30 protein-coding genes are annotated in these 21,627 nt (G+C 58.4%); 2 read left to right on the plus strand and 28 right to left on the minus strand.

What is annotated here, in order from left to right:
• Window positions 1-59: 59 nt before the first annotated feature.
• From C7477_RS03455 to C7477_RS03475, 6 genes are all read right to left on the minus strand, one after another.
• Window positions 60-1,076, minus strand: a complete 1,017-nt coding sequence (locus tag C7477_RS03455) for a major capsid protein (protein ID WP_110749017.1) — start codon at window positions 1,074-1,076, stop codon at window positions 60-62.
• A gap of 106 nt (window positions 1,077-1,182) precedes the next feature.
• Complete coding sequence (locus tag C7477_RS03460) at window positions 1,183-1,533, minus strand: hypothetical protein (protein ID WP_110749019.1); 351 nt, start codon at window positions 1,531-1,533, stop codon at window positions 1,183-1,185.
• Between the two features lie 64 nt (window positions 1,534-1,597).
• On the minus strand, window positions 1,598-2,683 hold the full coding sequence (locus C7477_RS03465) for a hypothetical protein (RefSeq protein WP_110749022.1): 1,086 nt from the start codon (window positions 2,681-2,683) through the stop codon (window positions 1,598-1,600).
• A gap of 246 nt (window positions 2,684-2,929) precedes the next feature.
• Window positions 2,930-3,772 (minus strand): XkdF-like putative serine protease domain-containing protein, encoded by an 843-nt coding sequence (locus tag C7477_RS03470; RefSeq protein ID WP_110749024.1) that lies wholly within the window; start codon window positions 3,770-3,772, stop codon window positions 2,930-2,932.
• A 68-nt stretch (window positions 3,773-3,840) separates the two neighbouring features.
• Window positions 3,841-4,011 (minus strand): BAR domain-containing protein, encoded by a 171-nt coding sequence (locus C7477_RS18900; RefSeq protein WP_181418330.1) that lies wholly within the window; start codon window positions 4,009-4,011, stop codon window positions 3,841-3,843.
• Window positions 4,008-5,537, minus strand: a complete 1,530-nt coding sequence (locus tag C7477_RS03475) for a phage minor head protein (RefSeq protein ID WP_181418331.1) — start codon at window positions 5,535-5,537, stop codon at window positions 4,008-4,010. Before C7477_RS03475 ends, C7477_RS18900 begins: the two co-directional genes overlap by 4 nt.
• Window positions 5,538-5,611: 74 nt before the next feature.
• Between C7477_RS03475 and C7477_RS18905 the strand changes: the two genes are divergently transcribed.
• A complete protein-coding gene (locus C7477_RS18905) occupies window positions 5,612-5,809 on the plus strand; it encodes a hypothetical protein (protein ID WP_181418332.1) in 198 nt (65 codons plus the stop codon).
• On the opposite strand, the gene C7477_RS03480 is transcribed toward C7477_RS18905, so the two are convergent.
• The 7 genes from C7477_RS03480 to C7477_RS03505 form a co-directional block, all read right to left on the minus strand.
• Complete coding sequence (locus C7477_RS03480; protein WP_110749028.1) at window positions 5,785-6,354, minus strand: DnaT-like ssDNA-binding protein; 570 nt, start codon at window positions 6,352-6,354, stop codon at window positions 5,785-5,787. The genes C7477_RS18905 and C7477_RS03480 overlap by 25 nt on opposite strands.
• A gap of 11 nt (window positions 6,355-6,365) precedes the next feature.
• Entirely contained in the window at window positions 6,366-6,614 is a 249-nt protein-coding gene (locus C7477_RS18710; RefSeq protein ID WP_146226059.1) for a hypothetical protein, read from the minus strand.
• Window positions 6,615-6,624: 10 nt separating this feature from the next.
• Window positions 6,625-6,867, minus strand: a complete 243-nt coding sequence (locus C7477_RS03485) for a hypothetical protein (RefSeq protein WP_110749030.1) — start codon at window positions 6,865-6,867, stop codon at window positions 6,625-6,627.
• A 17-nt stretch (window positions 6,868-6,884) separates the two neighbouring features.
• Window positions 6,885-7,493 (minus strand): acetate and sugar kinases/Hsc70/actin family protein, encoded by a 609-nt coding sequence (locus C7477_RS03490; protein WP_110749033.1) that lies wholly within the window; start codon window positions 7,491-7,493, stop codon window positions 6,885-6,887.
• Between the two features lie 10 nt (window positions 7,494-7,503).
• The gene (locus tag C7477_RS03495) at window positions 7,504-8,883 is read right to left on the minus strand and encodes a phage portal protein family protein (RefSeq protein WP_146226060.1); all 1,380 of its coding nucleotides are present in this window, start codon (window positions 8,881-8,883) and stop codon (window positions 7,504-7,506) included.
• Between the two features lie 10 nt (window positions 8,884-8,893).
• The gene (gene terL, locus C7477_RS03500) at window positions 8,894-10,279 is read right to left on the minus strand and encodes a phage terminase large subunit (RefSeq protein WP_342633262.1); all 1,386 of its coding nucleotides are present in this window, start codon (window positions 10,277-10,279) and stop codon (window positions 8,894-8,896) included.
• 88 nt (window positions 10,280-10,367) lie between these two features.
• Window positions 10,368-10,847 (minus strand): terminase small subunit, encoded by a 480-nt coding sequence (locus tag C7477_RS03505; RefSeq protein ID WP_110749039.1) that lies wholly within the window; start codon window positions 10,845-10,847, stop codon window positions 10,368-10,370.
• Between the two features lie 25 nt (window positions 10,848-10,872).
• On the opposite strand from C7477_RS03505, the gene C7477_RS03510 reads away from it, so the two are divergent.
• Entirely contained in the window at window positions 10,873-11,070 is a 198-nt protein-coding gene (locus C7477_RS03510) for a DUF2158 domain-containing protein (protein WP_181418333.1), read from the plus strand.
• A gap of 91 nt (window positions 11,071-11,161) precedes the next feature.
• Here the strand turns inward: C7477_RS03510 and C7477_RS03515 are convergent, their stop codons facing one another.
• The 15 genes from C7477_RS03515 to C7477_RS03580 all read right to left on the minus strand — a co-directional run bounded on the left by C7477_RS03515 (window position 11,162) and on the right by C7477_RS03580 (window position 21,596).
• Window positions 11,162-11,449 carry a hypothetical protein gene (locus C7477_RS03515; RefSeq protein ID WP_110749043.1) on the minus strand — a complete coding sequence of 96 codons (288 nt, stop codon included), beginning with the start codon at window positions 11,447-11,449 and terminating at the stop codon, window positions 11,162-11,164.
• A gap of 11 nt (window positions 11,450-11,460) precedes the next feature.
• Complete coding sequence (locus C7477_RS03520; RefSeq protein ID WP_110749045.1) at window positions 11,461-11,691, minus strand: hypothetical protein; 231 nt, start codon at window positions 11,689-11,691, stop codon at window positions 11,461-11,463.
• A gap of 407 nt (window positions 11,692-12,098) precedes the next feature.
• On the minus strand, window positions 12,099-12,671 hold the full coding sequence (locus C7477_RS03525) for a hypothetical protein (protein ID WP_146226061.1): 573 nt from the start codon (window positions 12,669-12,671) through the stop codon (window positions 12,099-12,101).
• A gap of 53 nt (window positions 12,672-12,724) precedes the next feature.
• Window positions 12,725-13,270 carry an HNH endonuclease gene (locus C7477_RS03530; RefSeq protein ID WP_110749049.1) on the minus strand — a complete coding sequence of 182 codons (546 nt, stop codon included), beginning with the start codon at window positions 13,268-13,270 and terminating at the stop codon, window positions 12,725-12,727.
• A 2-nt stretch (window positions 13,271-13,272) separates the two neighbouring features.
• Entirely contained in the window at window positions 13,273-13,731 is a 459-nt protein-coding gene (locus C7477_RS03535) for a hypothetical protein (protein ID WP_245411702.1), read from the minus strand.
• Window positions 13,728-13,937 carry a hypothetical protein gene (locus tag C7477_RS03540; RefSeq protein ID WP_110749053.1) on the minus strand — a complete coding sequence of 70 codons (210 nt, stop codon included), beginning with the start codon at window positions 13,935-13,937 and terminating at the stop codon, window positions 13,728-13,730. The genes C7477_RS03535 and C7477_RS03540 overlap by 4 nt, the downstream gene beginning before the upstream one ends.
• A complete protein-coding gene (locus tag C7477_RS03545) occupies window positions 13,934-14,698 on the minus strand; it encodes a hypothetical protein (RefSeq protein WP_110749055.1) in 765 nt (254 codons plus the stop codon). The genes C7477_RS03540 and C7477_RS03545 overlap by 4 nt, the downstream gene beginning before the upstream one ends.
• The gene (locus tag C7477_RS03550) at window positions 14,695-14,994 is read right to left on the minus strand and encodes a hypothetical protein (protein ID WP_110749057.1); all 300 of its coding nucleotides are present in this window, start codon (window positions 14,992-14,994) and stop codon (window positions 14,695-14,697) included. Before C7477_RS03550 ends, C7477_RS03545 begins: the two co-directional genes overlap by 4 nt.
• Window positions 14,991-16,457 (minus strand): DnaB-like helicase C-terminal domain-containing protein, encoded by a 1,467-nt coding sequence (locus C7477_RS03555; protein WP_110749059.1) that lies wholly within the window; start codon window positions 16,455-16,457, stop codon window positions 14,991-14,993. Before C7477_RS03555 ends, C7477_RS03550 begins: the two co-directional genes overlap by 4 nt.
• Complete coding sequence (locus C7477_RS03560) at window positions 16,454-18,169, minus strand: DNA cytosine methyltransferase (RefSeq protein WP_110749060.1); 1,716 nt, start codon at window positions 18,167-18,169, stop codon at window positions 16,454-16,456. The genes C7477_RS03555 and C7477_RS03560 overlap by 4 nt, the downstream gene beginning before the upstream one ends.
• Window positions 18,166-18,324 carry a hypothetical protein gene (locus C7477_RS18910; RefSeq protein ID WP_181418334.1) on the minus strand — a complete coding sequence of 53 codons (159 nt, stop codon included), beginning with the start codon at window positions 18,322-18,324 and terminating at the stop codon, window positions 18,166-18,168. Before C7477_RS18910 ends, C7477_RS03560 begins: the two co-directional genes overlap by 4 nt.
• Window positions 18,321-18,905, minus strand: coding sequence for a RuvC family protein (locus C7477_RS03565; RefSeq protein ID WP_110749062.1), 585 nt, complete (start codon window positions 18,903-18,905; stop codon window positions 18,321-18,323). The genes C7477_RS18910 and C7477_RS03565 overlap by 4 nt, the downstream gene beginning before the upstream one ends.
• The gene (locus C7477_RS03570) at window positions 18,896-19,186 is read right to left on the minus strand and encodes a hypothetical protein (protein ID WP_110749064.1); all 291 of its coding nucleotides are present in this window, start codon (window positions 19,184-19,186) and stop codon (window positions 18,896-18,898) included. Before C7477_RS03570 ends, C7477_RS03565 begins: the two co-directional genes overlap by 10 nt.
• Window positions 19,186-20,208, minus strand: a complete 1,023-nt coding sequence (locus C7477_RS03575) for a DNA-methyltransferase (protein WP_110749067.1) — start codon at window positions 20,206-20,208, stop codon at window positions 19,186-19,188. The genes C7477_RS03570 and C7477_RS03575 overlap by 1 nt, the downstream gene beginning before the upstream one ends.
• Window positions 20,205-21,596 (minus strand): DEAD/DEAH box helicase, encoded by a 1,392-nt coding sequence (locus C7477_RS03580; protein WP_110749069.1) that lies wholly within the window; start codon window positions 21,594-21,596, stop codon window positions 20,205-20,207. The genes C7477_RS03575 and C7477_RS03580 overlap by 4 nt, the downstream gene beginning before the upstream one ends.
• Window positions 21,597-21,627 lie beyond the last annotated feature (31 nt).

Below are 21,627 nucleotides of genomic sequence, written 5' to 3' on the forward strand. Positions count from 1 at the left end.
GTTATCCGGCGCGTGCTATTGCTTAAGAGGTGCGCCGTCCTCAGATTTGGGGGAACCGATTAGACCGTGGCGACCGCATTCGCGAAAAAATAGCCAAGATCAGCGCCGACGACCTTCTGGTCGAAGGCCATCTGGATTTCCACACGGTCTGATTCCAGTGTCTCAATGCGGAACTTCTTAATCCGGAAGCCCATGCCGGTGGCACCGAACCAGTTGGACCACGAGAAGGTGTATCCGGCGGTCGGCTGCATGATGCTCGGCGTCGGGGTGACGTAAGCAAGCAGTGCATTCGGGCCGGAAATAAACTGGCTCTTTTCCTTCGTTGCGCTATCCGTATAGTCGGCTCCCCTAGCTCCGGCATTGAAGACTGCCTTGGACACAAGCACTTCATCAAGTTCGAAAAGCTGCGCCAACGTGCTGGCATTGGCTTGGGCAGGCTTGCCGGGGGTCTGACCATATTTCACGCGATCTACGATGTCAGGATGATCCACCAGAGCATCATAGACGGCCTTGCCCAGCGTGATCTTGTTCGGTTCGAAGCCGGTCAGTTCGAGAACCTTGCGCTTTGCGGCGCGGATGTCCTCGATCGGGGTTGACCCGGCGTCATTCCACTGAATGAACTGGCCTGCGGCGGGTGCGGAAGCCACGCCCGTGGCCTGTGTAGCCCAGACGCCGGTCTGGAAATACTTCATCGCCCACAGGCGTTCCCGACGAATGAGCGCCTTCTGGGTGACGAAGATCGTTGCGTCACGATCAGGACCGAGTATCGAATCCGAGTTCTCGCGGATCTGATCATCGATATCTTTGTGATAGGCATTGACCGGGGCATAATAGGTCGGCGTGTTGTCGAGGCTGTAGCCTCCGCCGGCGGATTCCGTACCGGGCGCGCGCTCCTGCATTTCATCCCGGTTGAAGTCGGCGCGGCTATAAACGTAGTAGCGGTCCGACTGCTTGGTGACGGGGATGTTCGGGAACACCTTATCGGCGATAAAGTGGTCTTGGTTCTGGACATACGCCACCGACATATTAGTGAGCGGCGCGTTGACGTGGACGTTGGACAACGTGGGAGATGGCATTGAAAAGTTCCTTCTAAGGGACTACGGCGTCTCGCGACGGCGCTTGTTTCAGGGCATCAAAAAACCTCCCGTAGGCGGTTCTGCATGCTCAAATGGGTTGGATTGGTTACGCGACCTTCTGCCAAAGCATCGGGACGACATCGCCCGCCACACCGCCTTCCAACAGCTTGCCAAGCTGGGCGCCGGCGGCAGCCGTTACGGCCTGCCCGGTGGCGCCGGAGGCGACGGTGGCGCCGGCTGCGAGCGTTGCTCCCAGCTTGATCTCAACGACATCGCCAATCGCAAACGGAAAAGCCTGCCCGGCAGTCGGGTTGCTATCGATCACGCCATCAGCAACAGCGCCGGCAGCGGCGACTGTTACGCCAGCAGCGCCAACGACGCCGAATAGATACTGGCTTGCAGACAGATCAGCGCCGGCAAGCAGCGTGATCGTCCGCTTCCTCTCGAAGTAGGACATGAAAAATCTCCATCTATGGGACATGCCGCCTCACGGCGGGGAATGGTTGATTTGGGGCTGCCGCTTACTGCGCTGTGGCGGCTCGCTTGGCGATCTCGTCGTAGAGGGCCGGGTTTTCCACCATGGCCTTGTCGTAGGCTTTGGCGAGGCTGATGCCCTCGGCCTTCTCGATCTCCTTGGCGCGCTTGTCTAGCTTGCCTTCGGGCGATTCCACATCGTGCGTGGTGCCGTCGAGCGATCCCTTCATGACAAAGGCGCTGGCCGCGATCTTTTCGGCGGTCTTAAGCAGATGGTCGAGGTTTTTACGCACATCCTCATCCATGTTGCCCATAGCCTTGAGGACGCCGGCCTTGGCTTCGGGTGTGCCCGGCAGATGGCCGAATTCGTCGGTGGCGCGCTTCTTGAGCCGCTCGAATTCCGTCTCATCCTTGGCCTTCTTCAGATCGTCGGCCTGCTTGGTGATTGCCGCCTGCTGGGATTTCAGCACGGAGAAGGTGGCGTCGCCAACCGCAGACTTGCGGATTTCGTTGCCATCCACCTTCAGCACCTCGTCGCTTTCGGCGGCTTTGCTGACCTTCTTCTTGCGATCCTCGGGCGACATGGCCATGAATTCCTTCTTGGCTTCGTCATCCTTCATTGCGTCCAGGTGCTCGCGCTCTTCCTTGGACATTTTGAGCAAGTCCGCCGCCTTCGTTTCGGCAGCCTCTGCTCGCTTGGTGACAGCGGCAATGGCAGTAGCAACCGCCGCGTCGATCTTCTTCTGCAGTTCGGGGTCCATGCGTTGTTCTCCATGGTCGGGGTTTGTGCCATCGCCGGCGCTCTTGCTCACCCAGCCGTCGGGGAGCAAATCGGTGTGGCCGAGCGCCTTGGCCCGGCTGATGATGTGTTTCTTTGCTGCCTCTGGGTTATCTGCCCTGCCGATGGCGTGAACGGCGTTCTTGAGGTCGCCAGCACTGATAATCGGGAATGATCCGTCATGCATCGCCGCGCCGCTTGATGCGGCCTGCTCGCGCTGCTCTGCGGTAAATGAGCGCTTCCAATAGGGATCGCTGGTGTCGCGCTTGAAGATCGAGACCGTGGCCGACTTGTTTGCGGGATTGTCCACCAGGGACAATTCCGCCAGTTTCATATTGCTGAGCTTCGTTGCCATTTTAGGCGTCTCCGTTCTCGATTACTCCAGCCATGCCCAGTTTGTGCGGCGATGGATATCGCCGACTGTTCCATCGGCAACGCCGAACATTTCAGCAATCTCCCGCTGGGACATGAGGCCCTTGAGTGAGAGAATTTGCCGTGCCTCATCTTCAGTCAGCTTATGGAGCGGATGGCGCTCACCACGATTAGGGCCGGAGCCGGTGTTGGCGCACCGCTTCGGCCCGCTTTTTCTATCTGATTTTCCTCACTCGGTCATCGGAATTCGGGTACCGGAACCGCCGATCGAGAACGCGCGAAGCTCGCCCGACTTCACTCGCTTCCATATCCCGTCGTCATGCACCTTCACTCCGACGATCCATCCTTCACGGTCGGACGAAATGCCAAGGCTCTTTGCAAGCTCGGCGGTGAGCGGAAATGAGTGCAGGACTTCGCCGACCTGCCCCCCCTCGTGCATCGCCTTGGCTACGCGAGCATCGGCCATGAACTCAGTTGTCGATTTGACCAGTTCGCTGGCGTCGATCACATCGCCCTGGGTATCGATGACGGGCTTGCCGCCTTCGGAGATGACCGATGCCCATCCATAGGCCATGCGCTGCTCGTCATCAGCCTTGACGATTTCTGCTTTCATGACGTTCGTCTCCGGTTCCAGGTCCTTGAAGCGCACTTCGGCTTCCTCATCGCCGTTGAGCCATGCCGCCGTCAGCCGATGGTGGCCGTCCGCAATCCAAAGCCGTCCGTTGATCTTCACCACCACCGGCAGCTTGCCGCCGGCAGCGCCGTTCCCGGCAATGGCGTTCACCTTCGCCGTATCGACGCGGTTTTGCATTGCCGTGAGATCGGCAAGCTTCAGCGTCTGGGTTTCGAGCTTGTCGGAATTGGTCAACGTGCCGAAAAAGCGCGGAACCTGATCCTCGCGGAGCATCCCGAGCACGTTGCCCTCATAGGCAAAGGGCGTTTTTGAGCGCTCACCGTCCAATGGCTCCAGCGAGCGCCCGGCGGCGGTCTTGGTGGCGTCCTTCGGCTTCTTCTTGCTCTCGCGCCAATCGACGCCATCGACATGGACGGCGCTTGCGGATGGCTGGCTCATGTTGGCTCCGAAAATGAAAAAGGCGGCTCCGAAGAACCGCCCGTGTGGGAATCTACATGAATGAAACGCTATGCCGCGCCCTGCGCCTTCAGATCCGCAATGCGTTGCTCGGCTTCTTCGAGTTCGCGCTTGGCCCCCTCATCCTTGTCGGCAATGCGCCGCATCGAGGCCGCGAATGCTTCCCATTCCTCCAGCGCATCGAAATAAGATGGGGGGTCTATGAATGATCCATTGCTCATCGCTTTGTCACCTCCGCGAGAATTTGCTCAACCATATTCTGCACCTCCATATAAGCGCTTGCCCTGTCCCCCCGCAACTCTGCGGTATATTTCATGCGCCCAAGCCGCTCGAGTGCGAGATTAACGAGGTGTGTTTCCACCGCCTTGGCATTGAAAGGCGTGATCTTGCGGGTGTTGACTTTTCGCTCAAGTTCCCGCCGGACGCGCTTGCGCGTATCGACAATAACCTTTTCGGTGAGACGCTTCGGTTCCCACGCTGCGTAGGAACTGCCGTTGTGCCCATGCGCCCAGACCGTATGCATTCCAGGGTAGGAATTGAGCATCATCAAATCCTGAGCGCTCAAAGACGAGCTGCTTGGATGGTTGTGATGCAGCACAAGGGCGCTTTTTGGATCGCGGAGCTTCTTCTCCAGTTCATCTGTGAAGCCAACATAGTTATTAGCGCTCCCGTCGATCTGCGCCAGCACTTCCCGTGTGATCCGGTCATATCCTCCCAAATGCTCGAAACCGTCGCGCTGGCCTGCGCTCAAAACGGCCCCTCGCGCTTCATCGTCAAGGCGCTTTAAACTAACCTCCGGCGCGACCTGCGGCTTCGCTTCCGGCTTCTTGATCCGCATCAACTGGACGCATCGGCACCGAATGACTTCGCTTGAAGGCCCGCTTGGATCGTGCGGACGCATCATAGAGACCCCGTTGCCGGTGACGAACTTCGCTTCCCGCCCTTGAACCGTCCTAACCTGCATATTTCGATGACTGGGGCGCTCCCGACCGTCGCGATGAGTTTTCCATTCGCGCTCGATCTGATCGTCTGCGATCTCCACTTCCTCGGTGATCTGATTGAAGGCTTCATGCCGGGCGGCGCTGATTGCGCGCCCCGTCTCGGTGATAGCAATCGTTTCGGCGCGGGACTTGATCGCGTTTTGCCGGTAGCGATCAACCATCCTGTCGATTTGATCACCGCCCAGAGGCTCGCCAGCGAGGGATGCACGCTCAATGGAGCGATCATACCGGCGGTCCCTTAGATCGCGGCCCAGCGCCTCCCTGCTCCCGCTTTCGAGCAAGCGCCGGTAGTTTCGCACCGCCTCTTCCTGCTGGGTCGTCAAGCCGATGGCGTTGCGGAAGCTGAAAGCCACGCCGCGAGGCCCGGAACCATCCACAAGGCCTTGCGTCAATGCCTGTCTAATTGACTGGCGCTGGCTGTCCTGCATTTCCCGGATGAATTCGAGTTGGTTCTGCCGCATCAATGCCGCGGCGCGCTCGTTGGTGGGATCGAAAGAAATCCCCGTCGATGGGGCCCAGCTCTTCACCTGATCGGCAAGGGATTTCACCTCGTCCCGCGCCGCCGCATCGAACACGGTGGATAGGACAGGAGCCATCCGGGCGATGTGTCGGTCAACCACGGACAAAGCCGTCTCGACATCACCTCGACCAAGAAACTCCGCGATCTCCCGCATCGCCTCATCGCTCTGGACTGTCTGGACAAAGCGGAGGAATGCGGCGCGGACACTTGCCTCAAGTGTGGACACAAGCCGCTCAACACGCTCGTAATCGGAGCTTTTCTCCTTTGCGAAGGCTATCGGAGTGCTGTAATTGATGAGCGATGAAAAGGTTGAGAGCATTCGATCCCCGCGACGGTACACAGCTTCCCGACGATCCATCGACATGGCTGCTCACCGCCAACGAGGCGCTGATCAAAGCGTCTCGTGTCCAAGGCGTGCAGCCGATTTCATTTTGGCGTGGTGTGGCGATCCTGGCGACGATCTGGGACGATGATCATATGCCCCGCGTCAAGGAATAATCCGGGTCCGAGAACGGCGACGACCGTGTCGTCCCGCTTGCGTATGCCCCCACTAGAGATGCGCCCTCACTTGATGATGCAAGACAACCCGCCAATGGCGCGAGGATGCCCCACAATGCCGAAGCATTGGATTGGCTGGGCAGTATCCCGGTGTTGAAGTATTCGATCTCAACCGACCCTGCCTTAAGTCGTTTCGTACCGCCCTGGCCGCTCGACGCGCCGCCGGCAAGCTCCGGGTTCTGGCTTATCGCGAAGGCAAGCTGGATCGTGACGGCGACAAGCGCCGCGGGCAATTTCGTCTGGTCGCTCTGGCAGGTGCGTGGCCACGCCAGCGCATTGTCGGCTTCGGTTTTCTCACCCTTCCAGTTCTGAGCGTCGATCACGCGAACAGCAGTCACGATGGCCCGGCCCTTGTCATCTTCGCTCAGCGCGACCCAGGCAGCGGCATTCACGGAGCCGTTGAGATAGGCGTCAGCATCGGCGACGGCGGCATAAGCGTCGTAGCTCGTGCCGCCGATGACGACCTGCGGATAAATGAAGGCCATTGGTTGTGTCCCTACGGAGTGATGCCTTTTTTAGCGATATGGCGCGCCCACGGCCCGGTGCCTTCGGTCGCGTCTAGTCCGGTCACGATCCGACGATCCCATGAGCCATCGCCTTCGGTGGTAGATTGCCCCTCCGCGATGTGCCTCGACCATGATCCAGTTCCGTTCATCGCGGCCAATGCTTGCGCGGCACGTCGCTTCCATGAACCAGTGCCAGACGCGCCAAGCGCCTGCGCCGTGCGCCGCCACCAATTTGCCATCGCGAGCCTCCTACAGAACCTCGATGGGCTGATCGAGCTTTGTGGAGCCGCCTAATGACGTGATCTCTTCCTGTGGCCTCACGACAAATTCACGCACATTCGTTGTGCCGATTATTCCCTCGCTTTGCAGCCATGCAACCAGTGCAAAAAACTCGGCATCGGTCAGAAGAAGAGGGGCTGACCCTGCCGTGCTTTCTTCAATGGTGATCCCATGCACGCCATTATCTAAGATGGTGTAAGTCTGTGTCGCCATGTTGTTTCTTCCCTCTATTAGCTTGTTGCGATGACGCCTGCATCGCGAAGAACTGCCAAGACCGCATTGAAATTATCTTGCGTGGGTGCGGCGGTAAGGTCCGCCATCGCCGCCTGTTGCAGCACCCCGCCCCTCTCCGAAGTCGTCGGCTCCTTATTCCCGGCCATGGCGGTTGCCGCCGTCGTCCCTATGGTCAGGTTGGAAGTCCCCGCCCCAATAGCGGTTCTTGCCGCCGCCTGGTCGCTCCCGGCGGCAATGACGGCGGGTTTACCCCCAAGTGTGTCCCAGGTCGCGGTCGGCGCATTGGCCACCGCTTCATCCACATAGCTCTTGTTGGCAAGGTGCGCGTCTTGCGTTGGCGCCGGGCCGGGAATTTGCCCCTCGATGTCGCGCATGACGAGGTTGAACCCCATCACTTCCTGCGAATAGGGAACCGCGGAATATTCGCCCCCGAAATTGTACCCGATGACGGTTGCGGCCCCGGCTCCGGTTGGAGGCGTCAATGCACCGCCGTCACTGAGAAGGTCACCAATCGAGGCAACCTCTCGCCCCTTCTGCGCGTCCGGCAGTTTCTTCTCCATCTGAGGCCGGTAGACTTCAATCAGGTAATCGCTGGTGATAGCCATGAGTAATCTCCTATACGCCCATCAGCGCGGGGTCGGGCTCGGGCGCATGTGGTGCGCCCAGAAGCTCGCGGACGAAATCGATGGCTGGATCGTCCGCCGCCAGGACGTGACCGGCAGTCGCCATGTCACGAAGCGTTGCAGCGACCTGCTCCACCGAGATGAATGAGACTTCCGAGGGCCGGAACCTTGGCTTCAGCCGGTTATCGAAGCCGTTGAGCGTCCAAAGCGATCCTATGAGGTCACGATTGAATACCTCGGCCATGTCGACCAGCATCCCGTTGACTTGAATGTACAGGTTGCGGCTCTTGTCCTCGCTCAGTGCCCGGCTTCCCGAACTCTGCCCGATCATCAACGTTTCCACGCCAAGGACACGGGCAATCTCGAAATTGGTGCGCTCGATGGACTCGCCCAGATGCTCGATGCCGGTGGAATTGCCTTGCAGCAGCTCCAATCCCCAACGGAGGGAGCTGGACCAGGAATGGCCGTCCGCCTGGATGTTCTTGAATGGTGTGCTGTCCAGCAAAAGGCCGGTGTTTACGTCCTTCGCCTGCGTCTGGACGAAGCTGCGCATCGCTGCAATTGCCGCGTCGATATTTTGTCCAAGCTTTTCGTCTTGCGGATTGGTGCGCTTGATATCCTCAAGCTCTGCGATCGGCGCTCGCCCTATCGGCGTTCCCCGAAGATCGCGGTCAAAGCCGATGCCTTCGATTTTCAGATATTCCTTCAGACGCTCCGCAGGCTCCGCGACTTGGCGTAGCAATCCAAGCCCTTCCGGGCTATCGGATAGCGTGTCATCCACCAGATAGATCAACTTCCATCGCGGGATGCAGAATAACTCCCCGGTCTGCGGCGAGCGCTGCACAACGCCCTTCACCTGCCCGCTGACCGGATCGATATCCCATTGCCAGATGGTGTGCTGTGGCCGCGCCTCGATGTTGGCGATGCCGATCAGGCCGTCTTCGCGCTTCGATGCCTGCCATTCCTGAATTGCATAGCCGTAGAACCGGTACATGCCGGAACGGCGAACGATACGGTGCCAGGATGTGCCTATGTCGTGACGGACCAATTCTACGAACTCGGCAGCCTCCTTTGCAGCGTCGGACGATTGCCCGTCCGGCAAATCAGCGGCAGGGACGATGGTCCATTTCGGTTCTGTCGCAAGTCCGAGAAAATACCTCATGCCAGCCGCCACGATGGACGTGTTGATCATGATGTCGGAGAAGGTCTCGTAGCGCCTATAACCGGCGACGACGGGGTTCCGTTCGGCATTCTGGACAAAGCCGCCATAGACAGCCGTGCCGCTTACACCAGCCTCCTGATATGGGCTGACCTTCGGCTTGTTCTCGAACCCCATCAAACTGAACAGGCTCGACAATGGAGATTTGGGCATGTGTCATAGCCTAACTGTTGATTGGGATGGCGACGGGGGCGCCGATGCCGGAGAAGCTGTCTTGGCGCTTCACGAGAAGTCGCCCGAATGCTCCAGAACTGGCGTCCACCTGATCCTTGAACGAGCCGCCCGGAAACAGACACAGTTCGTCAAGGTAGTCCTCGTTCCATTCGCCAGCGACGAGATAGACATTCCCGGCTTCGCACTGGCTGGAGAACGGTTCGGCGCGCGTGACTTTGTCGCCCGTTTCCGGCTCGGCTTTCACCTTCCAACCGGCAAGCATTGCGATCATGTCCTGCGCTTGGACCTTACCGGCCTGCCCCGGATCCTGTGGAAGGCTGATCGCAACATCCTTGCCGTCGACTTCTGCCGTTCCCTTGATCAGCATTCGAACCTTGTTGCCTTCGTCCTGCGTCTTGGCGACATGACCGACCACGAATGAACCGTCCGGCTGAAGTCCGATCTTCACCCCCGCCGTGCGGGCGGCAGTGGCCTTCTTGGTGGCAGCCAAGTCCCAATGGCGCACCCATATTGTTCCGGGTTGAGCCTGGCGGATGATCTTGCCATCGAACCATTCCCGCTTGAACAAACCGCCCTCGCGAGGCACCGGCCTTTGCTGGTACTGGCCGGCGACGGCGTAGGCGGTGAGCGCCTTCTGATCTCGTTCGAGTACCTTGGGCGGGAACCGCTCAGGAAAGAGCAAGTCCCCATCTGTCGAGCGCGGATCTTCAAACCCCAGCGCCGTGGTGCAATGCCTCTCAGCCTCGTATTTCATCGGCAACATGAGGTGCTGATAGCCAAGCCCGAGCTTTTTGATCTGGCCGGATACATCGTCTTCGTGGAGCCGCTGCATAATGACCACGATCGCGGACTTCTCCGGGTCGTTCACACGCGACGGGACCGATTCCCGAAATATGCGCGTTGTCCGTTGTCGCTCAGCCGGGCTTTCCGCCGTTTCCGTCGAATGGGGGTCATCAATGATCACCCTGTCACCGCGACCACCGGTCAAGCTCTGGAACGGCACGCCCTCGCGAAACCCGGTCTTGTCATTGGCGAATGACGCCTCCCCGGTCCGCACAAGCCTGACCTCGGGCCAGAGCGATTGATACCACTCCGAATTGACCAGATCGCGCATGCGCCGACTGTCGCGCTTGACGTAGTTTTCCGAATAGGACGTTGCCAGATACCGCATTCCCGGCATTTCCACCGGGCCCCACTCCCATGCAGGCCAGAAGACTGACGCGAGTAGAGACTTCATCGTCCCCGGCGGCACGTTGATCAGAAGCCGGTTGGATAGCCCCATCGCAAGGAATGTACCCTTGGTGATCGCCTCAAGATGAGAGCAGATCGCATCGATGTGCCAGCCGTGGATATATGGCTGTGTTGGCTCCAACACATGCCACGCTTCACGGACAAAGCCGGCAAGCAATTGGCACCGGGACCGGATACGTTCGGCGTCCTTGGCAATCCTTTCCCGCTCTGCGTCAGCTTGGCGTCTCGTCAGTTCCCCCCTCACCTGCCTCAGGAGTACCGCTGGCGGAACTGGCAAGTGCAGCAAGGAGGGCTTCGAGGGACTGGAGCTGTTCATTCGACATCCCGGTTAGGTCGATCTGCACGGGACCGCCGTTCGCGCCGGTCAACTGCTTCTTCTCAACCAGCAGTCCGTTCAGCTTGGCTTTGCCCATAATGGCGCTCACAGCGACGGAATACTGCTCGGCGGTACTAGCGGAGACCCTGACCTCTTCAAGCTCGTCTGTGAGGCCCTGAATGGTCACAGCGGTGCGTTCTGCGGCTTTTTTCTGCAATTCATGCACGCGTGTTAAAATGTGTTCCTCTCTCGCGAGGGCAGCAGCGTTATGCCGGTTCGCCTTGTATCCCGCCTCGACATATGCCCGATCTGCCGTCTTGCCTTTGGCGAGGTTCTGGGCGAACTTCTCGTGCCTGGCGTTATTGAGAACTGGCATGGGCTCAACCTTGGGAGGACATAAGATGGCTGAAGAAATTAAAGTTGGCAGTGTCGTAAGATTGAAGTCCGGCGGCCCTCATATGACAGTTTCAAGCGTTGGCAAACCCACGTATTCGGACACCATGAGCGCTTGGTGCGATTGGTTTGTTCAGGACAAAGCGCCATGGAAAAAGGACCAAGGCGTCTTCCCTTTAACCTCCCTTACGCTGATCGAGCAATAGCAGATCGCGCCCCGTTAAGCACCGCACGCCTCAACACCGCCTCCAGAAAGAGGATTGCCGCGCTATCGCGGGGATTGACGATCCACATGGATTAGGCCGTGGGGATGAATGGGGTCTGAGGCGCTTCGGGCAGCGTGAAGTGGCGCGCCGAAACCGAGGTGGTGCCGCCGCCGTCAGCGTAGCGCTTCATCACGAATGAGCCGTCCTTGGTGCGCATCCCGCCTGCGACAACGCGGCCGACGTTCGCCCGGAACGCCCCATCTGCAACCGCCTTATCCGACGCTACACCCTCAATAGGCTTGGCAATCGCCGGAACCTTCGACGCGACTACAGCCGCCGGCGCAAAGCCCAGCATCGCGAGGAATGATCTGCGCTTCATAATCGTCTCCCTCATTCACACGTGATTTCGGTCAGGATAATCACCGGGCGCTCACCTTCCGCCTCCACCAGGCGCACGGTGCCGGTGCATTTGCGATCCATCGCTATCGGCGTCGGGCGGAGCGTGAGCGGATCCTCTTTCGAAAGGGCCATGGGCCGGTCAGGTCGCGGCACGGCGGCATGGGCAGATCCGACGATTATCGCCGCGATGACAACGGCGAGCGCGATAAGGCTGCGCGGCAATGGCCCTCTCCCATAAAAAAGCCCCGCGTGAGCGAGGCTGAACCTGTGCAGTTTTTGCACGGGTTGAGTTGTTGATCCAGTTTTGATCGAGGATGCCCTACTCGGACCTTTTCAGGCGAGGCTCTCACAAGGACTTTGCGCCACCATTAACCGAGTGCGGCTATCTTCGCTGGCCGTCAGCTATATGCGAGGCTGCCCTCAAACGAGGACACTTTCGATATCGACCGGGCAGAGCCCCGCGCCGTCCTCGCATTCCCGTTGAGGCAAACTATAAACCGGACGCCCCAGCTTATAGCGAAAGCCTCGAAACTATAATGTTGCCCCGTGTGCACCCGAGGACTTCGAGGATACGGATAAACCGCCCGGGCCTCGCACCCTGCCCCGCGTATACCGGGGCGACCTGTAGACTATGCCGCCTTCTTCCGTGTCGCATATTTCTGGCGGCGACGCTTGTTTCTCGACTGAGCCCAATCCAAATCCCGAATGGTTTCATCGTTTACGAGGGCGAAATCATCCCTCCATGTGACCGGCTGTTTGCTGGGCGCGTCGTCTCCGATGTTGACGTGAATATGCCCGTTTTCAGGCCCAACACGCAACATCTCGAAATCGGCATTTTCGTTATTTATCAAGCCGTTGCGAGCAAGAGCGGCATAAAGTTCTAAGATTGCCCGGTTTTTCCGCCGCCGACCGGTTTCGACGTGAAAGCCTTCATTCCGGCACCAGACCGCGAAAGGCTTGCCTCCAGCCTGAGCCATAGCCCAATGCCACAAGCACCGGCGGCGGCTTTCGTCCTCAATGAAAAGGATGAGCGTGTTGCACAGCTCCCATTCCGAAACCTGCTCATGCGAAAGGCGGCTGCGGAAGAAGCTTTCACGCTCCTCCTGGTATCGCTCCTCACCCCATCCGTTCTGGTCGGCCTGATCGTGGACGTAGGGAAGGTTCTGGGCCTTCAGCCTTTTCGGTCTGGCGGTGTCCGGCAAGCGTCGATCCACCTCTGCGGCGCGGATAAACAGTTCAGCGATACCAAGGGGCGTCATGCTGTTCTCCTTCCATGGTTGGGATGGAAACCCGCAACTTTCTCTGCACCGCGACGTGCAGCGGCAGCGAGTTCTATGCTCTTAAATGTCCCGAGATAGATGTTCTCTTCACCAACCTTGATATGAGCTATCCATTTCCCGCGAGAACGAGCGGGGGCTACGCCAATAACACCAGAGGTATTGTGGGATGGCCTTTTCTTATTCTGGTTGTTTTGAACGGCGGTCACATGTCTCAAATTCGCAAGCCGATTATCGGCCTTGTCGCCATTGATATGGTCTATTTCGTTCGCTGGAAACTCCCCATAGTAGTATAGCCACGCAAGGCGATGCTCAAGATAATGTCGGCGATCCAATTGGATGTGCCTGTATCCTGAACCGTTCACCGACCCAGCTTTCTTCCCTTCATAGCGGGTGCGCCATCTTTTCCATTGCATTTCCGATGCGAACTCAGAAATGGAGCGTGATTTCCATACGAAATGACCCTCTGCAGGAACGTATTCCAACAGCTTATGAAGTCGATCAAAACTGATTGAGTTTTGCATCGTCACTCTCCTTGCTGGAGAACGCGGCGATCATCCAGCAAGTCCAATTGATCTGCATTGGGTCCAAATCGCCTATAGATTCTCTCAAAGACCATCCCCGAAAGGGCATGTCGTTGCGGGGTGATGCCGGAAAGGTCCTGGGCGATATATTGTAGCTGGCCCAGCGGGATAGCATCCCATAATTCGAGCCATGCCGATGCGTCCTTGTCGATTATGGCCCGACATGCGTGAATGAGGTCTGATGCCATCCAAAGCCCATATTCATCCAAAAGGGCTTTATTGTTCGCAGTTTCGGCCAAGGTGGACATAACCAGCCGGAAATGGTCCTCGCCGAAATTTCGTAATATCCGCTCCATGGTGGCGACGGCCCGCGTCTCCCCTATCTCGGGATAGCGGCGCGGATCGATGATCTTGATGCAGTATTCATCACAGATGGCTTTTACGCGGGGATCGATCATCATCCCTCCGCAGGCGGCGAGAACCGCCCCTTAAGCGCCCCGAAAAGGGGCTCATCGTCGGCGCCGATGCATTCCGGCGGCACTTCCACCAGTTTGGTGCGCTCGCGGTTGTCGGGCCATACCCTCGGCTCTCCGAAATTGGTCCGGTAAACCACCGCATCCCATCGTCCGTTGTCGGCGCGCTCGTAGCAGAAATACATCGTGATCATAGCGATAGCGCCCCTTGTCGCGCCAATGGCATTTGAGGGAGCATCCATTTATCTGCATCGGCCTTGATCTGTTCATAGTTGACCGGATGCTGTGCTTTGAAATCCGGAAGCGAAGCCCCTGGAACATAACCATCCGGCGTCTTATCCAGCCACCCCGTCCAAGGATCAGTCCACCGCGATGGTGAGAGACCAAGTACCTTGAAATCGGCCCGCGTCACCGGGCGCGTTTCCATGACGATGGCGAGCTTGATCGCCTTGATCTTCCATTCCGTAAGCGCCACCGGCGCGCTATGGCCGGCTTCGACATCTGGAATATAGTCTGGCAGCGAACAACGATGGTTTGGACACCACTGATGCCAGTCGCGCGATGCCCAAGTATCTGGACCAGGAAGGTAGGGGAAGAACGGCGTCGAATAGCGTCCGGCCTCCTGATCTTTCATCATGATGATTGTAATTCCAAGCATGCGGCACAGCGAAGAATAAAGCCCCTGCACCTTTCCGTCGGGAACCAGAACGGCGCGATAGTCCGGCCCTGTTTCCGCTGCAGACCAATCGCTCAGATATGGGAGAGCTTGATCGAGAACTTTTGCATTCAGCGCCAGCTTTGCTTCAATGCCGATCTGGGCGCCGTCAGCCTTACGAGAAAGCAGGATGTCGAATCCTGCGGTTTCCGGATAAACATCCCATTCGTCTTTCACCGCCGCGATGAAGGCATTGCAAAGCGCGGCCTCATTTTCGAAATTGGCAACCTCTCGCTTCATTTCGCCAAAGCCCTCCGTTCAACGGTGATGGCCCTTCCCTTCCTATGTAATGTCGGAAACAACGCGTCGGCCTCAGAGCGCGCCGTGGTGAGCGTTGCGCCGTGCCGGCGCAGATCGCCGTTGAAATAGGCTAACAGATGCGTGGCGACGGCTTTCCATGCCTCGGCGTCTGTCTGGAAAATGACGGGGTTGCCACCAGGTCCCAGAATTGGACCGGGACGAGCTTCATGGGCAAACCGGAGCATCGCGCGGTAGCCTATGGGGGTTTCTATGACGTAACCGGCGAATTGGTTCATTGCAAAAATCCCTCGAACGCCGGAGGCATGTCATCGGCCAGCGACTTGAACATGGTGTATTCGGCATCGAAGCCGATCTGCGGAGACTGGCCCGGCTCGCCGCGCCGACGCTTGTGATTAATGATCGCCGCCTTCCCACGCGATTCCTCCATCTTCTGAATCATGGTTTGTTTCTTCGTGAGTTCCCCTTCCTTGACGCGCTCCGGGGGCATCGTCGGAAGCATTTCGCGGAATAAGGGTTCAGGTCGGTAAAGCGAGAACCAGACATCGAGGGATTGCTTGATTGAGCCACCGCCGTACGCATCGCCCATTACTGGGCGGAAAGCGGTATATGCTCCACTCGACTGCCACCGGCGCTTCCAGTCATCATTGCGCTGGATAAGGATCACGATGGCGATGTTGAGTGTCTTCGCCAGCGCCTTCAATCCGCGATATAGCGCGTTGACGCGCTCCGCGAACATGTCCTTCGGATTTGGCAATGCGATCATTTTGGCGTGGTCGATGATAATCAGGTCCAAGCCCTGGCTTTTCACCATTGCCTCGGCCTTGACGCGGATATCGGAAAGCGAGCATTCCCCGAAGCCGACGATGTAGAAAGGCAGGTCCTTAGCCTGCCATATCTCGCGCTCGATATCTTCGTTTTCTTTCGTATTTAGGGTGAAGGAATCCAGCCGACCCAATGGAATATGAGACTGTTGCGATGCCGCCTGAAGCGCGGCCTCCTCCTCCGTCACCTCAATCGAGAAAAATGCTGATCGAAATCCTTTCGCGGCAGCAAATCGGCATTGCTGAAGGCTAAAGCTTGTCTTGCCGCCACCGCTATCGCTCATCAAACCGATCAGGTTGCCGCGGCGCATATCGCCCAAAGCTTCGGATATCTCAGGCAGGAACCATGGAATGCGAGACGATGCATCCGTGCTATCGCTTGCAGCCTTCTGCACGGCATTCGGGAGGATCACGCCATACTTGACCGCACCGGCACGCTCGTTGCCCTCCTGGGCAATCTGCGTCAGCCGATCGGCAATTTCTGCTATGATCTTTTCCGGCGTCATATTGGCCGGCATAGTGCGGGAGAGCGTGTCGATATCCTGCGAAAGCGACACAAGCGCCCGTCGAGCCCATACCTCGATAATCGCCCGGCCATAGTCATAGACGCTGAATGAGCCGATGGCTTCTGTCACCATCCGCGCCACATATTGGAGGACGGACATTTCCCCAATACGTTGATCAGCCGGGAGGTATTGCTTTATTGTCACCGGATTGACCGCCCGGCCCTCGGCAATCATCGTTCCCGCCGTTTCATAAATCAGCGTATGGAGTGGATCGCTGAAATGCTGCGGCTTGAGAAAACCCGCGACACGCCAATATGCGGCGTTGTCAATGAGGAGTGCGCCTAGTAGCGCCTGTTCGGCCTCGATGGCGTCGGGAAGTGCGGGCCGGAGGTCTGTGGCATGAGCGTTCATTCAGCGGCCTCCCTGAATTCCTCATCGACGGGGCGGCGCGCGGGCGCTTCATCAGCCATGATCGCACCGACACAAGCCTTCATCTTCGCGACGGATACGGCGTTGCCGATCTGCTTGATCTTTTCCGTCTTCGTGCCGGCGAACTCGTATTCCTGATCGCCGTCATTGAAGCCCATGGCCGCCGCTAGCTCGTGCGGTTCCAGCATCCGAAACAGAATGTCGTATTCACCAGCCGCTTCCGCGACGGCGAGTTCGCCACGGTTCGCACCGGTCACCGTCGGCAGCGGATCGGTGTTGGCGTTAATCCCCCGGCTGTGCCCACCCTCGTGTGTGACCGGCAGGACAACCGCGAATTCGCCACCCTTCGCCGTGGTGATGGTCGGTATAGGTTGATCGATTGATCGCCCGTTATTGGTCACCCGGGTATGTGTGACGGGTACCACGATGCCGAATCTGTCCTTCGTCGTGACAGTAGGGAGCGGATCGGCATCGCTGGTGCAGGTGGCGTTCGCGCCATAGTACGCAGAGATCAGAGCGTGCGCGCCGCCGGCCCCACCCGTCGTGGAGGTCGGAAGCGGCTCGCTCACCGCGCGCGGCGAGCCGCCTGAAGCCTGCGACAGTACAAACGGCTCGACCAGATACCCGCCCCCGTCGCAATTAGCTGTCGGCGTCGGCTCATGGATAGAATGCGCCCGCGTCTCGCCATATCCGTCACCGTGGCGGTTGAGAATGTACGGCTCCGCGAGCCAGACACCTCCCTTGGTATCGAGCGTGGGTATCGGTTCGCTTGACACCCCTTTTGGCTGATTGCCCTTCCGGCCATTCATAATCACCGGCTCCGCCAGCGCGATATGCTGCCCATTGGCCGCGATGGTCGGCAACGGCGCGTCAATACCCTGCGCTGCCATGTGATTGCGCAAAATCACGATGAAGGGCTGCGGCCAACCATGCTTCACCGCGCCAGCATAGACGCGGTTCAGCGTCTTCGGAGCGAGCGACTTTTTACGATTGAATATCGACTTGCCCTTGATCGACCAGTCGATGATATCGCTGGCCGGTCGCCAGGGCTTTGCACCGGAAAACAGGTCATCGCCGATTTCGCCCCGTCGACGGTGCGTCGGCATCGGCCAATGCACCTTGCGTCCATCCGACCGCGCCATGAGGATAAAGCGCTGGCGCGTCGTGGCGTCACCATAGTCCGCGGCATTGAGCTTGCGCCATTCCGGCTCAAAGCCCAGCCGCTTGATCGTCTCGATCCACGCATGGAAATATTCGCCCTTGCGCGATTTTATCGGCTTGCCTGTTTCAGGATCGACCGGCCCCCAGCCGGTGAACTCCCAGACATTCTCAATGATGAGGCGCTTGACGCGGAGCTCCGTCAGCCAAGTGATGACGTGCCATGGGTCGCTGCGCTGCTGATCGCTGGTGGGCTTGCCGCCGCGCGCCACGCTGTGGTGCGTGCAGGTCGGCGAGGCCATCAGCAGGTCGAGATATCCTTCCGGCACGATGATGTGGGGCCGCACCGTCGAGATATCCTGCACATAGTGCCGCGCCTCAGGATGGTTCAATTCGTGCGTCTTGATAGCCGTCGGCCAATGGTTGACGCAGACAAGCTCCATGTCGAGCCCGAGTTCATCAAGCGCACGCTGCGCACCGGTGGACGATCCGCCGGCGCCGCAAAGGAGGTCGGCTACAAGCATTTTGCGCTTCATGCGCCCCTCCTGAGAATGAGCGCCGCCGCGAACCAAACCTGTGAAGCGATCAAGAACGTTCCGATAAGCACCTCGCTTTGATTACCCCACCATGACAGTGCGAACAGCGTGAAGAAGTAGGCTCCGAAGCCCGTGGCGATGAACCGCTGTTTCATGCCGCTGCCCTCCCCACTTTGAGATACCGAAATTCCTGACTGGCTTCCGCCGCCATCGCGATTCCGACAGCTTCCGCCGCGTCAGCGTTCTTGACTGTGATCCGAAGCGCCCGGCACCGCTCGACGGCGACTCGCTTCCACGCGGCCCGGTCAAAGCCCGGCGAACGGCCCATGCCCAAAAAGTGTTTCCTCCACGTTGATGACGGGATCGTCACCCACGGCAGCCGGTACGCTGCGATGATGCCCACCACAGCCCCGGACAAGCTCGAAAGCTGCAAGGCGTTTGGGTTGATCGTATTTTCCTCGACCGGCCCGGCGAGCGTCTGGCGCGTCTTTTTGAAGGACACGACATTTCGCATTGGCTGTTCCAGGGCGATGAAATCGATGCCGATCCGCCCCTCACTGTCTTTGGTGGACGTGATGAGCTTGACCATCTGCATGGCGATGGACGCCGCCTTTTGCTCGGCGTCGTTGCCTTCGGCCTTGATCAGTCCCGTTTTGATGGAGGAAAGCGAGGCGTCGGTATCGTACAGGGCGAAACCGGTGACAGTGGCGATGTCTAGCCCGAGGATTACTGGCATTCGTCCGCCCTCCCCATGCTGTATATCTCTGCGCCATCTTCTGATTGGCAGATGCGGAAACCGTGCGGGAGCAACGCCCTGTTGGCGCGGAGCAACGAGCACTGGAATTGGACATACGCGCCGACCGGCTGGTCTTTCGGGCTTTCAAACCCGGCGCAATACATGATCCGGTCGCGCGCGATCCATTTGCCCTTGTGCTGGGTCATGAAGCCGATGAGCGCCCGGTCGAGCGGGTTTTCGAGCGATTGGGTGATTGATTTGGCTTGCAGATGCGGGGTCATTATTCGGCTGCCTCCGTCTTGAACATGTCGGAGGTCTTCGCCGCATGAAGTTGCGCAATGTTCTTCGCGGCCTGGATGAAGTATTTATCCTTGATCTCGAAACCGATGCCGCGCCGGCCCATCTCTACGGCGCTATAAACCTCGCTACCAATTCCAAGGAACGGCGTAAGCACCACGTCACCGGGATTTGACCAAAGCTCAATGCAACGCTCTATTACGTCGAGTTGCAGGGGCGAGATATGAACTTCGTCCTTTTCGTCACGCGCATTTCGGTATTGAAGCGTCCTGGTCGGATCTATGTCGGACCAGACAGGTGATGCGTAGCGCTGCCAAACGAGGACAGAGACCCACATTGGGAAAGGCCATGGCTTGTAAGGGTCCGGCCCATCCCATTCCGCCGCCCGGCGCTCGATATCGCGCTTGTATGCCTCCATGCTGATATCAAGGCTATGATCACCAACCCATCCATCAAACATGCCATCGACGGGCTCGGGGTTTTCGCCGGGCTTGCGGAATGTGACGATGTAATCGGCCAAGCCTTGACCGCTGATCGTGCTATCTTTGGTGATTTGCTTATGCAGGAGGCGGATTGATTTCGTGCGCTGCTGCGCGACAACAGGGTCTTTCCAGATGCAAACTTCGGAATGGAATATCCATCCTGCATCTTGATATGCGGTGATGATCTCTCCCCGAAAGTCCCGCATGCCGATAAAGCCGTTGCGGATTTTTGATGTCGGAAGCTGCATGCAATGGACCGAATGAAGCCTACCGGGCATTGTGACGCGCAGAAGCTCTTGAATGAGGAATGCATAATGCTCCCAAAAATCCGGCCCTTCGCTATTCGATAGGTCGCGATCATGGGCGCTAAATTTGTACAGCCCCTCGAATGGCGGGGAGTGAATGCCGAAGTGAACACTATCGCCCGGCACAGCGCGGATAAGTTCGCAGGCATCGCCCTGGTAGATGGCGTAATCCTTCGTCACGACCTGATCGACCGCTTTGATTTCGATGGTCTGCTTCATGCCGGTGCTCCTATCCATTCCGGCAACCGAAGCGGCTGCATCGGGTTATAATCGGGGATTGTGCGTGTCGACCCACGGATTTCCGCGCTCGAAAGGTCAGACATGTGCCTGACCATGGCGGACGCCATACGGTCGGCATCGCGCTCTTTGCGGCGAAGATTGGCGACAACCGCGCCTTCCGTCTCTGCCGCAATGAAATGAACATTGACGGGCTTTGTCTGGCCAAATCGCCAGAAGCGACGAACAGCCTGATAGATCTGTTCAAAGCTGTCGTTGAGCCCGACAAAACCGCAGTCGGCGCAATGCTGGAAATTCAATCCGAATCCGGCAACCGATGGCTTCGTGACCAGAACGCGCGTACGGCCTTCGATGAAATCGAGCAGCTTGCGCTCCTTCACATCGTCCGTGTCACTGCCCTTGGTCTCCACGGCTTCCGGGATGGCCTTGGCAAGCGCTTCGCTCTCGCTGTTCAGATGGCACCACCAGACGAAAGGACGGTTGGCAGGGGTGAGAGATGCGGCCAGGGCTACGCGTTCGGTAACGGTGCCTCTTCGGGCCGACAGACGCTCTTGCATCGTCGTTGCCTGCATTGGGAAAAGAAGGCCGGTATCTATCGACGGTGAATATTCCGCTTCGACGGTATGTTGATGCTGGATAAGCGGCGGCAGATCATACCCCTCATTTGAGTATCCAAGATCGGCGGGCTCGCGAAGCATCACGGCCCATGACGCCATCCATTTCCAGAACTCATTCTCCGCATGGCCCTTTAGGCGCCATTTCTGCGTATCGCCGCCGTCGTGGGTGAAGAATGTCGACAACATATCGGTGTAAGACATGACACCCAGGAACTCAGCATGGTTTCCAAGCTCCATGAAATCATTCGGGGCCGGTGTTGCTGTGGCGGCCAAGCGATACGGAATATCCCGGCACAATTCTATGATGCGCGTGCGGTAATGGCCGTCCGTCGACTTGAGGATTGAGCTTTCGTCAAGGATGACCCCCACGAACCTCGTCATGTCGAAATGGTCGATCTTCTGATAGTTCGTCACATTGATGCCGGAGCCGCATTCATCCTGCGATTTCACCAGACGGGCCGATATGCCGAATTTCTTGGCTTCGCGGATGACTTGGGCCGAAACGGCGAGCGGCGCGAGCAAGAGCACCATACCGCCCGTGACCGATGCGACGGCCTGCCCCCATGAAAGCTCCATGAGGGTCTTTCCAAGGCCGGTGCCGGCGAATAGTGCTGCCCGGCCCCTGCGGAGCGTCCATGACGTGATATCGCTCTGGAATGGAAACATGACGCCGGGGAGCGGCGGAATGCTATTCAGGCCCGTCATCGGGTCTATGATGCGCTTTCGCTCGAGGAAGGCTTGATATCCATCCATCGCCCTACCCCCTTAACCAAGCGATGGCAGG

The sequence above is a fragment of the Paramesorhizobium leguminum genome (genome assembly GCF_003217235.1).
GTDB lineage: Bacteria > Pseudomonadota > Alphaproteobacteria > Rhizobiales > Rhizobiaceae > Paramesorhizobium > Paramesorhizobium leguminum.

Bases quoted from the DNA above. Each gene is read 5' to 3' on its own strand.
- C7477_RS03455 (WP_110749017.1), bottom strand. From the start codon at position 1,076: ATGCCATCTCCCACGTTGTCCAACGTCCACGTCAACGCGCCGCTCACT.
- C7477_RS03460 (WP_110749019.1), bottom strand. From the start codon at position 1,533: ATGTCCTACTTCGAGAGGAAGCGGACGATCACGCTGCTTGCCGGCGCT.
- C7477_RS03465 (WP_110749022.1), bottom strand. From the start codon at position 2,683: ATGGCAACGAAGCTCAGCAATATGAAACTGGCGGAATTGTCCCTGGTG.
- C7477_RS03470 (WP_110749024.1), bottom strand. From the start codon at position 3,772: ATGAGCCAGCCATCCGCAAGCGCCGTCCATGTCGATGGCGTCGATTGG.
- C7477_RS18900 (WP_181418330.1), bottom strand. From the start codon at position 4,011: ATGAGCAATGGATCATTCATAGACCCCCCATCTTATTTCGATGCGCTG.
- C7477_RS18905 (WP_181418332.1), top strand. From the start codon at position 5,612: ATGAAAAGGTTGAGAGCATTCGATCCCCGCGACGGTACACAGCTTCCC.
- C7477_RS03480 (WP_110749028.1), bottom strand. From the start codon at position 6,354: ATGGCCTTCATTTATCCGCAGGTCGTCATCGGCGGCACGAGCTACGAC.
- C7477_RS18710 (WP_146226059.1), bottom strand. From the start codon at position 6,614: ATGGCAAATTGGTGGCGGCGCACGGCGCAGGCGCTTGGCGCGTCTGGC.
- C7477_RS03485 (WP_110749030.1), bottom strand. From the start codon at position 6,867: ATGGCGACACAGACTTACACCATCTTAGATAATGGCGTGCATGGGATC.
- C7477_RS03490 (WP_110749033.1), bottom strand. From the start codon at position 7,493: ATGGCTATCACCAGCGATTACCTGATTGAAGTCTACCGGCCTCAGATG.
- C7477_RS03495 (WP_146226060.1), bottom strand. From the start codon at position 8,883: ATGCCCAAATCTCCATTGTCGAGCCTGTTCAGTTTGATGGGGTTCGAG.
- C7477_RS03505 (WP_110749039.1), bottom strand. From the start codon at position 10,847: ATGCCAGTTCTCAATAACGCCAGGCACGAGAAGTTCGCCCAGAACCTC.
- C7477_RS03510 (WP_181418333.1), top strand. From the start codon at position 10,873: ATGGCTGAAGAAATTAAAGTTGGCAGTGTCGTAAGATTGAAGTCCGGC.
- C7477_RS03515 (WP_110749043.1), bottom strand. From the start codon at position 11,449: ATGAAGCGCAGATCATTCCTCGCGATGCTGGGCTTTGCGCCGGCGGCT.
- C7477_RS03530 (WP_110749049.1), bottom strand. From the start codon at position 13,270: ATGCAAAACTCAATCAGTTTTGATCGACTTCATAAGCTGTTGGAATAC.
- C7477_RS03535 (WP_245411702.1), bottom strand. From the start codon at position 13,731: ATGATGATCGATCCCCGCGTAAAAGCCATCTGTGATGAATACTGCATC.
- C7477_RS03540 (WP_110749053.1), bottom strand. From the start codon at position 13,937: ATGATCACGATGTATTTCTGCTACGAGCGCGCCGACAACGGACGATGG.
- C7477_RS03545 (WP_110749055.1), bottom strand. From the start codon at position 14,698: ATGAAGCGAGAGGTTGCCAATTTCGAAAATGAGGCCGCGCTTTGCAAT.
- C7477_RS03550 (WP_110749057.1), bottom strand. From the start codon at position 14,994: ATGAACCAATTCGCCGGTTACGTCATAGAAACCCCCATAGGCTACCGC.
- C7477_RS03555 (WP_110749059.1), bottom strand. From the start codon at position 16,457: ATGAACGCTCATGCCACAGACCTCCGGCCCGCACTTCCCGACGCCATC.
- C7477_RS03560 (WP_110749060.1), bottom strand. From the start codon at position 18,169: ATGAAGCGCAAAATGCTTGTAGCCGACCTCCTTTGCGGCGCCGGCGGA.
- C7477_RS18910 (WP_181418334.1), bottom strand. From the start codon at position 18,324: ATGAAACAGCGGTTCATCGCCACGGGCTTCGGAGCCTACTTCTTCACG.
- C7477_RS03565 (WP_110749062.1), bottom strand. From the start codon at position 18,905: ATGCCAGTAATCCTCGGGCTAGACATCGCCACTGTCACCGGTTTCGCC.
- C7477_RS03570 (WP_110749064.1), bottom strand. From the start codon at position 19,186: ATGACCCCGCATCTGCAAGCCAAATCAATCACCCAATCGCTCGAAAAC.
- C7477_RS03575 (WP_110749067.1), bottom strand. From the start codon at position 20,208: ATGAAGCAGACCATCGAAATCAAAGCGGTCGATCAGGTCGTGACGAAG.
- C7477_RS03580 (WP_110749069.1), bottom strand. From the start codon at position 21,596: ATGGATGGATATCAAGCCTTCCTCGAGCGAAAGCGCATCATAGACCCG.